General features: G+C 59.1%; 7 protein-coding genes. 3 read left to right on the top strand and 4 right to left on the bottom strand.

Annotated elements, in window-relative coordinates; all coding sequences use genetic code 11:
* Positions 1–3 precede the first annotated feature (3 nt).
* Positions 4–414 carry an RNA-binding S4 domain-containing protein gene (locus HRR99_RS13960; protein ID WP_233122153.1) on the top strand — a complete coding sequence of 137 codons (411 nt, stop codon included), beginning with the start codon at positions 4–6 and terminating at the stop codon, positions 412–414.
* A 256-nt stretch (positions 415–670) separates the two neighbouring features.
* Positions 671–1,009 (top strand): ferredoxin FdxA, encoded by a 339-nt coding sequence (gene fdxA, locus HRR99_RS13955; RefSeq protein ID WP_233122152.1) that lies wholly within the window; start codon positions 671–673, stop codon positions 1,007–1,009.
* Between the two features lie 237 nt (positions 1,010–1,246).
* Here the strand turns inward: fdxA and holA are convergent, their stop codons facing one another.
* Genes holA through leuS form a run of 3 tightly spaced genes read right to left on the bottom strand, consistent with a single transcriptional unit; the run spans position 1,247 to position 5,460 of the window.
* Positions 1,247–2,284, bottom strand: coding sequence for a DNA polymerase III subunit delta (holA, locus tag HRR99_RS13950; RefSeq protein WP_233122151.1), 1,038 nt, complete (start codon positions 2,282–2,284; stop codon positions 1,247–1,249).
* A gap of 7 nt (positions 2,285–2,291) precedes the next feature.
* Entirely contained in the window at positions 2,292–2,837 is a 546-nt protein-coding gene (locus tag HRR99_RS13945; RefSeq protein ID WP_162694611.1) for a hypothetical protein, read from the bottom strand.
* A complete protein-coding gene (gene leuS / locus HRR99_RS13940; protein WP_233122150.1) occupies positions 2,830–5,460 on the bottom strand; it encodes a leucine--tRNA ligase in 2,631 nt (876 codons plus the stop codon). Before leuS ends, HRR99_RS13945 begins: the two co-directional genes overlap by 8 nt.
* Positions 5,461–5,654: 194 nt before the next feature.
* On the opposite strand from leuS, the gene HRR99_RS13935 reads away from it, so the two are divergent.
* A complete protein-coding gene (locus HRR99_RS13935; RefSeq protein ID WP_233122149.1) occupies positions 5,655–6,314 on the top strand; it encodes a YggS family pyridoxal phosphate-dependent enzyme in 660 nt (219 codons plus the stop codon).
* Positions 6,315–6,621: 307 nt separating this feature from the next.
* Here the strand turns inward: HRR99_RS13935 and HRR99_RS13930 are convergent, their stop codons facing one another.
* On the bottom strand, positions 6,622–15,114 hold the full coding sequence (locus tag HRR99_RS13930) for a glycoside hydrolase family 94 protein (RefSeq protein ID WP_233122148.1): 8,493 nt from the start codon (positions 15,112–15,114) through the stop codon (positions 6,622–6,624).
* Between the last annotated feature and the right edge of the window lie 367 nt (positions 15,115–15,481).

Below are 15,481 nucleotides of genomic sequence, written 5' to 3'. Positions count from 1 at the left end.
CCGATGGACGAGAAACAACAGCCACATGACTCAGGCCGACAGCGCCTCGACAAGTGGCTGTTTTTCGCCCGTATGGTCAAATCGCGCTCGCTTGCCCAGACCTACATCCAGTCGGGCAAGGTGCGCGTCAACGACACGCCGGTGCGCCAACCGAGCCACATGGTGAAAGTTGGCGACAGGCTCGACATCAGTTTCGAGCGCATGGACCGCGTCTTGGTGGTCAAAGCTGCCGGTGAACGTCGCGGTCCCTATGACGAAGCCAGAGTTCTCTATGATGACAAGACGCCGCCACGTCCGCCCGGCGAGCGCCTGACGCTGCTCGAACAGGCGGTGCGAGAGCCCGGCAGTGGCCGCCCGACGAAAAAGGAGCGCCGTGCGCTCGATCGTTTCATGACAGACAGCGACGAAGAATGAGACACCTGAGCGGCCTTCGAAGGATTGTCTTCGGCGAGCGACGGATGTTTCTGAAGGTCATAGTCAAAACTCTTGCATACTTGGCCAAGCATCGATGGAATAATCGACTAGAAACCGGGTGTTTTTCAGGATCGTTTATCCTTGCTATCTCGGTACAAAGGCATTACCTCACTTGCCAAAGTGCCCCGTCTTAATGCCGGGCAATGGCTTGTGTTCGAGAGCCCAGTGACCCGGCCCGCATATTCTGGAGTCCATCATGACGTATGTCGTGACCGATAATTGCATACGCTGCAAATACACCGACTGTGTTGAAGTCTGCCCTGTCGACTGCTTCTATGAGGGCGAGAATTTTCTGGCGATCAATCCGGATGAGTGCATCGATTGCGGTGTGTGCGAACCGGAATGTCCAGCGGAAGCCATCAAGCCAGACACGGAGCCAGGTCTGGACAAGTGGCTGACACTCAACGCCGAATATGCGGCCATCTGGCCCAATATCACCGTCAAACGCGACCCGATGCCGGGAGCCAAGGAGATGGACGGCGTTTCAGGCAAGCTCGATCTTTACTTCTCGGCGGAGCCCGGCAAGGGCGACTGATAGAGTTAATCGACGTGAAGTTAGTGGCCTTCCCAGCATTTGGTCGGGAAGGGCTGTTTATCAAATTCCTTAAATATAGAGATAGTGATCGAGGCATCACTGTTACACCCCTCATTCCTGTGCTTGTCACAGGAATCTAGTCAGCCCAAGTCCTTGGGCTGAGAAGGGTCCTTTCGCCGCGCAAACGCGCGTGGGCTGGATTCCTGTGACAAGCACAGGAATGAGGTGAAGAGGCGGCTAACCGTTTCGCCCCGACTGCAATGTCGTGGACAACAGCGTCAGCAGTGCCACGCTTTGCTCCAGGCTTTGCCGCTGGCGGCTTTGCAGGATGGCGGCTTGCAGTCGGTTCATTTCGCGTGCAATTGCCGCTGGCTGCCATGTGCGCAGCGCTCTTTCGATCACGGGTTTGCGGCGGAAATGGATGCCGCGGCCCAGTGTCAGCATGACCTGACCGGCTTGCTGCTTCTTGTCGTCCATTTCGGCGCGCATCTGGTCCAGCAATTGAAATTGGCGCAGGCAGCCTTGCAGCACCAGAAAGATCGGCGTCTTGGAGGCGATGATTTTCTGGGTGGCGTGGAAGAAGGCATTGCGATCACCCTTCAGGATCGCGTCCACTGCATCGTCGGCGGAAACGGTGCTGGCATCACCGATGATCGCCATCACGTCGTCTTCCTCGATGACGTCGTGACCTCGGCAATAGAGCGCGAGCTTGCGGACTTCGTTGCGCGAGGCGATGCGATCACCGCCGAGCGATTCTGTGAGACGCTGGCGGGCGGCGGGGGCGATGCGCAGGTTTTCGGTTGCCAATTCCTGATCGATCAGCGCATTCAGTGCCCGTGCGTCGTCGGCATAACAGGGGATGGCCGCAATGGCGCGGGATGGTTCTGCGATCTTGCGAAGGCCCGTGCCTTTCTTCAAATCGCCCGCCTCAACGATTAGGAAGCTCGCTTCGGGCGGATTGTCGGACAGAACCTGAAGCGCATCCACCAGCGCCTTTTCATTGGCGGCACCCTTGACCCAGACCAGCTTTTCGCCACCGAACAGACCGATGGAGTTGATCTCATCGAGCAGTCGGCCGGGATCGCCCTGGAGATCGCCGGCTGTGAGTTTTAGGGATGCGAAGGCATCGTTCGGATCGATGCCGGTTTTCGATGCGATGAGCGTGGCCCGTTCCGAGACGAGGCCACGGTCGGGACCGTAGAGCACGAATACGCGAAAACGCTCCGCCGGTTTTTCGGCGAAGCGTTCGAATTCGTGCGACTTGATTTCCGTCATCTCGCTCTCAACGGTTGAGCGTGGACGCGATATCCGTTTGGATGATCTCGGCAAGCTCTCGTGCTGCACGGTTTTCACCGTCGCGTATGGCGCGGATTTTCGCGAATTCCTGCTGTGGCAGATCGAGCATGGCAGTCACGGTGCGTCTTGCGGAACGCAGAACCTGACCATCGGAAATACGGGTAAGCACATAGTTACCAGTCATGCTGACACGACCCGGGAAGGGGCCGTCATAGTTGCTTTTCGATACTGAAAGGCTGGTGTCGTCGGTCACTTCCGTGGAGGTCGCGCTGGATTTGACGACGATCTTGACCTCGTATTCCTTGGTCGTAGGTGCGCCAGCACCGCCGTAAGCCAGGAAGATCAGGTGGTTGCGGACCTCTTGCGTGACGCGGTCGCCAGCGGAATCGAAGTTGACCGTCAGCAGCTTCTGACGCGTACCGGAAGCCTCGCTATAGAGCGGACGAACCTGGCAGCCTGCCAGCAAGCCTGCGAACAGGACAACGGAAATTGCGGCTGCTATGCGGCCCCATTTGGAATAGGCATCAGACAACAATGTTCACAATCCTTTGTGGAACCACAATGATTTTCTTCGGCGCGGCACCGCCAAGTGCCGCCTTGACGGCGTCCAGGTCCAGCACCGCCGCGCGCACGGCATCTTGATCCGCATCGCGCGCGATTGTCAATTCGCCACGCTTCTTGCCGTTGATCTGGATGGGCATCACCACATCGTTTTCTTCGATGAGGGCAGGTACGAAACTGGGCCATGCGCTTTGGGCGACAAGACCTTCATTGCCCAGCGCCGTCCAGCATTCCTCGGCCAAATGCGGCGTCATCGGTGCAATCAGGCGCACGAGAATTTCCGCAGCATCACGGGCCGCCGCCTTCATGTCGTCTGACTTGCCGCCACTGGCGACCTCGGCAAAAGGTCCGGCCAGCGTGTTGACGAGTTCGTAGATGCGGGCAATGGCCTTGTTGAAGGCGAGCTTATCGAGATCGTCCTGAACGGCCTTCAGCGTCTTGTGGGCTGCCTTGGAGATGGCAAGGCCTTCGCCTTCGCTTGCAGGCGCAGGCTTGACCGACTTCAGCTCCTCGGCAGCTTCACCGATGATGCGCCAGACGCGCTGCACGAAGCGATGCGCGCCTTCGACACCGGCTTCCGACCAGATGACGTCGCGGTCTGGCGGGCTATCCGACAGAACGAAGAAGCGGGCCGTATCGGCGCCGTAGGAGGCGATGATATCGTCCGGGTCGACCACGTTCTTCTTCGACTTCGACATCTTTTCGATGGAGCCGATTTGCACTTCTTCGCCGTCCGACAGCAGGAAGGCGCGGCGTTTGCCATCGACTTCCTCGATGCGAATATCGGCAGGCACGACCCATTGGCCGTTCTGGCCTTCGCCGAGACGGTAGGTTTCGTGCACGACCATGCCCTGCGTGAACAGGCCCTTGAAGGGCTCCTTCACATCGACATGGCCGGTGGCCTTCATCGCGCGGGTGAAGAAGCGCGAGTAAAGCAGATGCAGGATCGCGTGCTCGATGCCACCGATATACTGGTCCACGGGCAGCCAGCGATTGGCGACCTTCGGGTCGGTCGGCTGTTCTTCCCACGGCGCTGTGAAGCGGGTGAAGTACCAGCTCGAATCGACGAAGGTGTCCATCGTGTCGGTTTCGCGACGCGCGGCGTGGCCGCATTGCGGGCAGGACACGTGACGCCATGTGGGGTGACGATCCAGCGGATTGCCGGGTACGTCGAAGGTCACATCGTCCGGCAGCTTGACCGGCAAGTCCTTCTTCGGAACCGGCACAACGCCGCAGACTTCGCAATGGATGACCGGGATCGGGCAACCCCAGTAACGCTGGCGGGAAATACCCCAGTCGCGCAGGCGGAAATTCACCTTGCGCTCGGCCTGTGGCTCGCTGCCCAGCGTCTGCGCCGACAGTTTCGACACGACAGCCTCGAAGGCATCCGTCGTCGTCATGCCGTTGAGGAACTGCGAGTTGATCATCACGCCATCATCGACAAAGGCGGTGTCGCCAATGGAGAAGGTCTCGGCGTTCTCGCCTTCCGGCATGACGACGGCGACGACCGGCAGATCGTATTTGCGGGCGAAATCCAGATCGCGCTGATCGCCGGACGGGCAGCCGAAGATGGCGCCGGTGCCGTAATCCATCAGCACGAAATTGGCGATGTAGACGGGCAGTTCCCAGGATGGGTCGAGCGGATGCTTGACCTTCACGCCGGTGTCGAGGCCGCGCTTTTCTGCCGTTTCCAAAGCAGCCAGCGAGGTGCCCTGACGACGGCATTCGTCGCAGAACTCGGCAATCTCAGTGTTGGCTTCGGACAGCTTGCGGGCCAGCGGGTGATCGGCAGCAATGGCGAGGAAGGATGCGCCGAACAGCGTGTCGGGCCGCGTCGTGTAGACGGTTACGTCATCGAAACCCGCAGTAGCCGTCGAAGCCACCGTCTGCCAGCGCAGCGACAGGCCTTCCGACTTGCCAATCCAGTTCTTCTGCATCAGTCGGACTTTTTCCGGCCATTGGTCCAGAACATCCAGCTCGTCCAGCAAATCCTGGCTGAAATCGGTGATACGGAAGAACCATTGCGTCAATTCGCGCTGTTCCACCAGTGCACCGGAGCGCCAGCCGCGGCCATCGATAACCTGTTCGTTAGCCAGAACCGTATGGTCGACAGGATCCCAGTTGACCTTGGACTGCTTGCGGTAAACCAGACCCTTTTCCATGAAGTCGATGAACAGGGCCTGCTGCTTGCTGTAATATTCCACGTCGCATGTGGCAAATTCACGGGTCCAGTCCAGAGACAGACCCATGGATTTCAGCTGGCCGCGCATGGTGGCGATGTTCTGGTAGGTCCAGTCCTTGGGGTGGACGTTGTTCTGCATGGCGGCATTTTCCGCAGGCATGCCGAAGGCGTCCCAACCCATGGGGTGCAGCACGTTGTAACCGCGCGCGCGCTTGTAGCGTGCGACGACATCACCCATTGCATAGTTGCGCACATGGCCCATGTGGATGCGACCAGAGGGGTATGGAAACATCTCGAGAACGTAATATTTCTCGCGGGCGTCGCTGTTGTCGGTCACGAAGACATTGTCTTCGTTCCATTTTTGCTGCCAGCGCGGCTCGGCGTCGCGAGGATTATAACGTTCGATGGCCATACTTCTGAAATCCGGGTATCAAGGGGAAAATTCGCGCTGACCTTCACCACGAAACGGCCTATGCGTCAAGTTTGGCAGGGCTTGCGATGGACGCAATCTTGGTCGACAGCGTCCAAATGGTGACAATGGTGCTTGGCATCAAGGCAGGCGGCGGCTACTGAAACCCTTATCCCTTGATAAAATGAAGGTTTGACATGGAAATCGAAGCGCGTCTTGAAGATGTCACGCAGCGGATTGCAGCGGTTGCGGAAAAAGCCGGTCGTAAACCGGGCACCGTCAATCTCGTTGCCGTCTCGAAAACCTTCGATGGCGACACGATCCAGCCGGTGATCGATTGCGGCCAGCGCATTTTCGGTGAAAACCGGGTGCAGGAGGCGCAGGGCAAGTGGCCAGCGCTGAAGGAAAAGACAGATGGCATCGAACTACATCTGATCGGCCCCCTGCAATCCAACAAGGCGGCGGATGCGGTGGCGCTGTTCGATGTGATCGAAACGGTCGATCGTGAAAAGATTGCCCGTGCCCTTGCCGATGAATGCACCAAACAGGGCCGGGCACTTCGTTTTTACGTGCAGGTCAATACGGGCATGGAGCCGCAAAAGGCAGGCATCGATCCACGCGAGACAGTGGCTTTCGTCGCCATGTGCCGCGAAGAATTGAAGCTGAATGTGGAAGGGCTGATGTGCATTCCGCCCGCAGAGGAATATCCGGGGCCGCATTTTGCGCTTCTGGCGAAGCTGGCCAAGGAATGCGGTCTGGAAAAACTGTCGATGGGCATGTCGGGTGATTTCGAGACGGCGATTGAATTCGGCGCGACCAGCGTGCGCGTCGGGTCGGCAATTTTTGGCACGCGCTGAGGGTTTTTGGGTCAAGGCAAAACAAGCAATCTTCATCCATCATCCTGAGCTTATCGAAGGAGAGGTGTCCCGCAGGAGCCTCGAAGGGCGAGGGTTGCGGGCTTGGGACAGAGTGCGCAGCGGATGCTTCGAGGGTCGCTTCGCTCCCACCTCAGCATGAGGGCGGAATGTGTGGCTTCACGTCACGAGCCACCGTTACTGCAGTTGCATGTTGCGTCCGGACGCAGGTTAGCAAACAGAAAAGCCACGGCGTCTTTCGGTGCCGTGGCTTTTTGTTGCGTGGTCGAGGCCTAAGCCCCTTTTGATATCAATCGAAGGCGATGGCCTTATCGGTTCCGGTGACCGGCTTGCCGTCGATCGAAACCTCGACATCCGTGGAGCCCTCATTGCGCTTCACAGCGACCTCGCGGACTTTGCCCTCCAGCGTGATCTTGGCCGAGAAGCCATCCCAGGCCTGCGGCAGCGATGGGGCGATGTGCAGCTTGCCATCGACGCGGGTGATGCCGAGAATACCTTCGACGGCGGCGCGGTAGAGCCAGCCGGCAGAACCGGTGTACCAGCTCCAGCCACCGCGACCCGAATAGGCGCCTGCGCCATAGACATCCGCCGTCACCACATAGGGTTCGACACGGTAAGTCTCAGACGACGGACGGTCGAGCGCGTGGTTGACCGGATTGAGCATCGAGAAGCACTTCCATGCATCCTCGTTGCGACCCATTTTCGCCAGCGCCAGAACCACCCAGGTTGCGGCATGGGTGTATTGGCCGCCGTTTTCACGCACGCCGGGCGGATAGGCCTTGATATAGCCCGGGTCCTGTGGCGAGCGAGAGAAGGGAGGTGTGAAGAGGCGGATGATGCCCGTCTCCTCATCGACAAGTTCCTTCATCACGGCATCCATGGCCTGGCCCGAGCGCTGCTCTTCGCCTTCGCCTGAGAGAACGCTCCAGCTCTGACCGAGAGAATCGATGCGGCATTCTTCGCTGGTGATGGAGCCGAGCGGGGTGCCGTCGTCGAAGTAGCCACGACGGTAATAGTCACCGTCCCAGCCAGCCGTTTCCAGGGCAGCGCGCAGTTTGTCGCGATGCGTCTTCCACTTTTCGACGCGGTCGAGATCGCGACGCTCCTGCGCGATTTCAATGAAATCACGCAGGGTGCCTGCGAGGAACCAGCCGAGCCAGACGCTGGTGCCCTTACCGGCGACGCCGACGCGGTTCATGCCATCGTTCCAGTCGCCACCCAGAATGAGCGGCAGACCGTTTTCGCCGGTGCGGTGGATGGCAAGATCCAGTGCAAGTGCGGCATGTTCGTAAAGGCTGACCGATGTCTCGCTGGTTTCCGGCTGGAAGAACGCGTCGTGCTGGCCGGGTGTCAGCGAGGGGCCTTTGAGGAACGGGATGGACTGATCAAGGATTGCCTTGTCGCCGGTGGCAGCGATGTACTGATGGGTGGCGTGAGCAAGCCAGACGACGTCATCGGAAATCGTCGTGCGTACACCAGCGCCCGTTAGTGGCAACCACCAGTGCTGAACATCGCCTTCGGCGAACTGCCGTCCGGCCGCACGCAGGATCTGCTCGCGAGCAAGCTCCGGCTGGTAGAGCAGGAAGGCCAGCGTATCCTGCAACTGGTCACGGAAACCGAACGCGCCGCTCGACTGGTAGAACGCCGTGCGGGCGAGGATGCGGCAGGCCAGTGCCTGATAGGGCAGCCAGCTGTTGACCATGTGGTTGAAGCCTGCGTCCGGGGTGGACACCTGCAACTGTCCGGTAAAGCCGTTCCAGAAAGTCTTGTTCTCGGTCAGCACCGCATCGAAATCTGCGGTGCGGATGTCCTTTACCAGCGCACGGGCGTCTTCGACCGTGTCGGTATCGCCCATATAGAACAGAATACGCCGTTCTTCGCCGGGCTTGAGGTGAATTTCCTGCATCACTGCGGCGCAGGGAGCACCGTCCAGTTCGACGCTGCCGGATAGGGCAGCACCCGATACGATGGCCTGCGGTGCCTGGATGGAGCCATAGCGACCGATGAACTCACGCTTGCTGGTGGTAAAGCTGCCAGCCGGCTCATCCAGCGCAAGGAAGGCCGTGCGTGCATTGTAATCGATGCTGTAGGGATTGGAGGCGAACAGCGCTCCCGTTGCCTCGTCATGGGCGCTGAGAATGAACGGCGCCGATTTCTGGGTGTTGTTGCCCAGCACCCATTCGACATAGCCGTAGGTTTTCAAGCGGCGGTTTTCTGTACCGACGTTGCGAATGGTCAGGCGCGACAGCTTGACGGGTCGTTCACGGTCTACCGTCTGGGTAACCTCGATGTCGAGGCCCTCATCGACACTACGGAAGACAGAGTAACCGAGGCCATGACGGGCTTCGAACACCGCTTCGGGATTGCGCGACAACCCGGCAAACGGCGAGTGGATCTTGCCGCTTTCAACATCGGCGACGTAGATCGCTTCACCGGGACGGTTCGTGACAGGATCGTTGCTCCACGGTGTCAGTTGATAGTCGCGCGAGTTGCGGCTCCAGGTAAAACCAGCGCCCTCGGCGGAGATGTGGAAGCCGAATTTCTCGTTGGAGATGACGTTGATCCATGGCTGCGGCGTAGACTGACCGCCGTGCAGGCGCACGACATATTCGTCGCCGCTCTTGGTGAAACCGCCAAAACCGTTCCAGAAATCGAGATCGTTGGCGTCCTCCACCGGTTCGCCCTGCGGGAAAGCCGGAGCGGGCAGGCGAGCCTGAGCCGATTCACTGCCTTCCGGCCCGCGATGGGCGGCAAACAGCGAGACGGCACGGTTGACCTGATCCACGATCTTGCCGTTACGCACGTGAAGAACGACTCGCGATGCAGCCAACAGGGCAGACCATGTCTCCTCATCCATCAAATCGCGACGAACGGAGAAGACATGTGGTCTGCCACCATCTGCCGGATTGATACGGCGCTGTGCTTCGGAAATGAAGTCGAGAGCGTGCTGCATGTCCTGCGCGTAGGAAGCAGCGCGTTCATTGACGATCACGAGATCGAAGATGACGCCGCGGGCGCGCAGATATTCATGCGCACTCAAGGCCTCCTTGGCGATGTCCATATCCATGTCATCGTTGATACGCAGGCTGAAGATCGGGAAGTCGCCCGAAATCGCCAGCGGCCACAGCGACCGCTGCGAACCAAGACCGGTTTTCAGCGTATCGGCATCCGCACGCAGATGCATGTCTGGATAGACGAGATAGCGGGCCAGATGCTGGAAGGCCGCTGCCTGCTGTGAGGTTACGCCCACATGGCGCATCTGCACCTGTGTTCGCGTCCAGGCATGGACGAGTTCGTGGGCAAACGCATCCGGGTGGCGGTAGCGATCGATCGCTTTGTCCACATCCTCACGGCTCGGTGCCGCAATGGTCCAGAAGATGACGCTGACTTTCTTGCCTGCGGGAACGCGCACAACGCGTCGCAGGGACAGGATAGGATCAAGCGTGAAGCCGTCCGTGCCTGATAGCGTTGCCCCAGCATCGAAGGCTGCCGCTTCGCTCAGTGCACGGCCACGACCGATGAACTTGGCACGATCCGTTTCGAACTCCGTCGGACGGGCTGGACCAGCATTATCGGCGGCCAGATGTGCGATGACCGTTGACGGCTCGCCGGGGCTGCGTTTGTTGCGCCAGGCACGAATGACGTCGCCACGCTTGCCGATTTCCGTCTGCACGAACATGCGCGAGAACAGCGGATGGGCGTTGTCGTCATCCTCATTGGCGATGACGGGCTCCATATAGGAGGTCACTTCGATGTAGCGATCTTCCGAGCCGACATTGAGCAGCGTGACGCGACGGCCTTCTGCATCGTGCTCGGTCGCAACGATACATTCGACCACGCTTTGCAGATCGCCAACGGTCTTGTGGAATTCTGCCTTGTCGTCGGTGAAAACGGTCTTGGTCTTTTCGCCCGCAGCTACGCGTGGCTCAGCGGTCGCACTCCACCAGTCACCAGAGACGGTATCGCGCAGGAACAGGAACGTACCCCAGCGATCTTCGGTCGGATCGGCCTTCCAACGGGAAATCGCCAGACCATTCCACTTGGAATAGCCCGCCCCCGTTGAGGTAAGCATGGTGGAATAATGGCCGTTGGAGAGGAACACGACTTCACGGTCGCGCACGGCGGGATCTGCAATGCTGCGCACTTCGGCCCGCAGAAGGTCTGCCTGTTCCTTGCCGGGAGTTTCCGGTTCGTACTTGGAGCTTACGACGGGTACTTCGCGTGGAGCCTTTTCCTGAAGCAGCAGTTCGGCGGCTTCGATCACCGGATCTGCATGGAAGAGTTCACGCAAAATGCCGTCCATGACCACGTTGGCGACAGCCGCAATCGACATGCCATGGTGGTGGGCATAGTAGTTGTAGACGACGGCGCAGACCTTGCCATCCGGCACGCGGGTCGGCGTGAAGTCCACGGCATCATGGAAACCGAATTGACCGAGCGCGCCCAGCTTGCGCAGTTTGTCGAGATTTTCCAGTGCACCTTCGGGATCATATTGCGATGCAAGGATCGAAGCATAAGGTGCGATGACGGCGTTCTGGCCAAGGCCGCGCTTCAGACCCAGCGTCGGCACACCGAAGTTGGTGTACTGGTAGTTCATATTGTGGTCGCGAGCGTTGAAGGCCGCTTCCGAAATACCCCATGGCGTGCCGAGACGGCGGCCATGGCTGATCTGTTCCTTGACGATCAGATTGTTCGTCTGGTTCAAGATGCCGCCGTGACGCTCCTGCATGACGAGCGGTGGCATCAAATATTCGAACATGGAGCCGGACCAGGAGACCAACGCGCCCTGCGCACCGATCGGCACGACCTGACGGCCCAGACGATACCAGTGTTCCGTCGGCAGATCGCCCTTGGCGATGGCAAACAGGCTGGTCAGGCGGCATTCGGACGCCAGAAGGTCGTAGCAGGCTTCGTCCAGTTCCTGACTGTCCACGCGGTAACCGATGGACAGCAGACGGCGGTCCTTGCGGTACAGGAAGCCGAAATCCATTGAGAAGGCGAGATTACGGCTGCGATCGCGAAGCGAGTTGAGCCGGTCACGCAACGGATCGATCGTGGAGAGATCGAAGGCGCTATCGGAAATGTGCGCTTCGCAGCAATCGACCAGCGATTGCGCCCAGCGGGTGACTTCGGCGCTCTGTTCCGATTTGACTTCGAGATTGAGATTGGAGGCCAGCTTCTGGATGTCACGGGCCAGCACGGCCAGATTGATGACGCGGATCGAGGCAAACTCGTGCTCGCGCTTGACGGAGGCAAGAGCGTTGGAGAAGCCGATAATGCGCTCTTCCAGACGGCGATGCAGGGGACGCAGGTTCTTGCGGTCGTCCGGCAGTTCCTTCAACGTCTCGCGCAGAATACCGGCAACGTCGCCGATACCATCGAGATTGCCCTGAAGGTGGGCGGACGGTGCTTCGGCCCACTGGCGGCACGCCGACGAGATCGCGATCAGGTGACCGGCAAGGTTGCCGCTGTCGACCGCAGAGACGTAGCGAGGTCCAAGTGTCTGGAGCGTATCCGTGTGGTACCAGTTATAGAGGTGGCCGCGATGCTTCTCCATCTTCTCGACCGTCTCGATGGTCTTTTCCATCCGCTCGACGGTTTCCGAGAAGCTGATCCAGCCGAACTGGCGCGCCGAGATGACCGACAGCAGGTAGACGCCGATATTGGTTGGCGAGGTACGGCTGGCGACGATGGGCTCTGGTGTTTCCTGATAGTTGTCAGGCGGCAGATAGTTTTCGCCTGCGGTGACGAAAGCCTCGTAATAACGCCATGTGCGCCGCGCGATCTTGCGCAACTCGCCGGAGACGTGTTGGGACACGAACAGCCGATCTTCGGTTTCCGCAGACTGGCTGACATACCATGCAACGGCAGGCGAAAAGACCCACAGAAGCGCGAAGGGAAGGCCGACCAGAAACGCGTTGTCACCGGGCAGCGAGGCAAACATCAGGCCCAGAAGTGCAACCACGGGGGCATGCCACATCTGACGGTAATAATCGAAGATGGTGCCCTGCGCGCTCGACTGAATGGAGGCGGCGGTGCGCCATTCCAGCATCAGCTTGCCGCTGACGAACAGGCGGTAGAGAGAGCGGCCAATGGCATCCGCCATCATGCAGGCGCTGTCGGCAATAAAGACGATGCGGAGTGCGACTTGCGCGTTGGTGGCGCGGACTTCTGACCACAGCGTGTGGAAATGCGCCTGTGGCACGATATCGGTGGAGCGTGGAACGAGACCAGACAGGAGCGACAGGGTCGGTGCGACGAACAGCGAGAAGATCAGCAGGATCTGCCAGATCAGCGCGCCGAGCGGGCCCATGAAGTACCAGCCGAGAACGGAGGCGACGAACCAGGCAAGCGGTGTCAGCGAACGACGCAGATTGTCGATCATCTTCCAGCGGCCAATGGCGGTCACGCCGCGCTTCATATCCATGATGTAAGGCAGAAGTTGCCAGTCGCCACGCGCCCAGCGGTGCTGACGCGAGACTTCGACTTCGTAGCGGGTCGGGAAGTCCTCGACGAGCTCGACGTCCGTCACCAGCGCGCAACGCGCAAACGAGCCTTCAAGAAGGTCGTGGGAGAGAACCGCGTTCTCATCGATCCGGCCCTTCAGCGCGGTTTCGAAGGCGTCTACGTCATAGAGGCCCTTGCCGGTGAAGGTGCCTTCGGATGTCAGGTCCTGATAGACGTCAGACACGGTAAAGACATAGGGGTCGATACCGCGGTTGATGGAGAAGACGCGCTGGAAGACGGACGCGTCCTTACCCGTCGTGAGCGAAGGCGTCACGCGGGGCTGAAGCAGGCCGTAACCATGGATCACGCGGCCTGTTTCGGGATCGTGGACCGGGCGGTTGATCGGGTGGTGCATCTTGCCGACGAGTTTGGTGACGGCGTCGCGCATCAGGCGCGTGTCGGCATCCAGCGTCATGACGTATTTGACGTTCTCGGGCACCATGTTGGCACCGTTGAGGAAGGTCGTATCCTTGTCGCCACGCAGCAGCATGTTGAGTTCATGCAGCTTGCCGCGCTTGCGCTCCCAACCCATCCAGCAATCTTCTGCGGGGTTGTAGAGGCGACGGCGGTGAAGCAGGAAGAACCGCGTCTTGCCGTCGAACGCATAGCGGGCGGAAAGGGCCGCGACTTCGCGCTTGGCATATTCCAGAATCTCGACGTCCTCAGCCGATTGCTCATACGGCGCATCGCGCCAGTCGCTGATCAGCGCGAAGGAGATGTCTCCATGCGGATTGGCGAGGTAGTGAACCTCGATATTGCGGACCATTTCGTCCACGCTGTCGCGGCTGGTGATCATGCAGGGAACGGCAAGAAGGGTGCGCGCATCCTGCGGAATGCCTTCCTTGAACTCGTATCCAACCAGACGGAACGGCTTGACGAAGAATGTCACGACCGTGTTGAAAAGGCCGGTTGCACCTTCGGAGGCGGGAAGCGCGAACATCAGCAGGAACGCGGTGACCACATACCACGGCATACCCGCATCTGCGAGGAACCAGCCGACGATGGCCATGGCCAGTGCCGTGAGCGCAATGACGGGCACAGCGACGGACATCCAGTTGAAGCGGCGCATAAAGCGCACGACGCGCTGGGCAAACAATGGATTATAACCGATCCGCTCTTCCAGCTCCTTGCGGCGCTGACCGATGAGGAAGCTGCCAACATTGGGTGCGTGCGGATATTTTTGATCGGAACTGGCGGTTTCTGCGACCATATCGGTCGCGGTCTGCGCCACTTCGATTTCCGTCTTCGGGGAACGGCGAGCCAGCAGCTCGATGGTGTTGCGATAGGTATTGCGCGATCCGAAGTCGAGCGTATCGTAATCGGTCTGCTCGCGCAGAACCTTGTCGATATGGCTGACTTCCTCGAACCAGACGGACCATTCGGTATCGTCGATTTCGCGCAGGCTTCTGACGATATTGCCCATCGTCACATTGCCAGAGGCGAGGCGGTTATGCTCCGCCATCATGATGTTTTCGGCATCTGTGCCGGCGCTGCGAAGGCGCTCTTCCAGCCAGTTCAGGGCAAAACCGGAGGTCTGCGAACCGTTTCTGAGGCGATAGAGGAACTGGGTCGAGAAGGTGGGGTCATCCACCAACTGGTCGATCTGCTTCAAGACGCTCGCAGACGCCTCTGCATCGTTGAGGCGGATGATCTCATCAACGACCTCGTTTGCCCGCTGACGCATGCGGCGCGAGCGCTCGACGCGAATAGAAATCCGGCGCAGATTTTCGATGAGAACGAAGCGAAGGATTGAGGGCAGGGCCCAGAGTTCACCAATCTGGAGCGTCTGCGATGTCTGGTAACCCTCGACCAGCGCCGTCATGCTTTCGCGTGAAATCGTGCTGTGTGTGTGGGCAACATAGAGCCATGCCAGTGCCATCACGCGCGGTATCTCGACATTGCCGATCTTCACGGTCGGCAACTGGCGATAGAATTTGCGCGGGAAGTCGCGGCGGACCTCCTGAATGGCCTCTTCTATCACATAGTGATTGTCGAGCAGCCATTCCGCAGCAGGCGTGATCGTCGCGCCATTTTCGGCATCGACCGCCGTTGTGCGATAAACGCGCAGGATTTCCTTTTCGTTTTCACGATGGCGCGCGAAGAAATCGAACTCCATGAAACCCGGCAGGCCATCGGCCCCGGATTTGGACAGTTCGGCTCCGCAATCCCTCAACTCCTCAATGGTGAAGTAGACGGAGCGTATCGAATCATTGTGATCGATCTGCTTTGCTTCTGAATCACGGGCGGCGGCGGTCGGCGTAATATGAAATGACATCGGCTCGTATTCTGCACTCTGTGAGGGTCTGGTCTATGTAACCGGAACTTGTTTCAGATTGCTTTTGGAAATTGAAACAACTTTGGACGCTTTATTTCGTGCTGATCCTGAACCTTTGCTGAACCATCGCGAACCAGCGAGCGATGATTGCATGACGTCTGTTACCAACTATCATGGCATTTTTCTGCATGAGGCAACTTCGTCTCCAAGAAAATCAATCATTTGGGAAGTTGGATGTGGTGTGGCGCGCACTCGCACCGCCGCTTCATGAACCATTTTCGCACACTCCCCAAACGCGAAAACACCCCATGCTGGCTTTGTCCCATCTCGTCATGAAATCCCCCGGATGTCCAGCCTTTCTGAACGG

The organism is Agrobacterium vaccinii, assembly GCF_021310995.1.
GTDB lineage: Bacteria > Pseudomonadota > Alphaproteobacteria > Rhizobiales > Rhizobiaceae > Agrobacterium > Agrobacterium vaccinii.
Note: the sequence above shows the minus strand (reverse complement) of the source record. Positions and strands in the feature narration are given on the sequence as shown.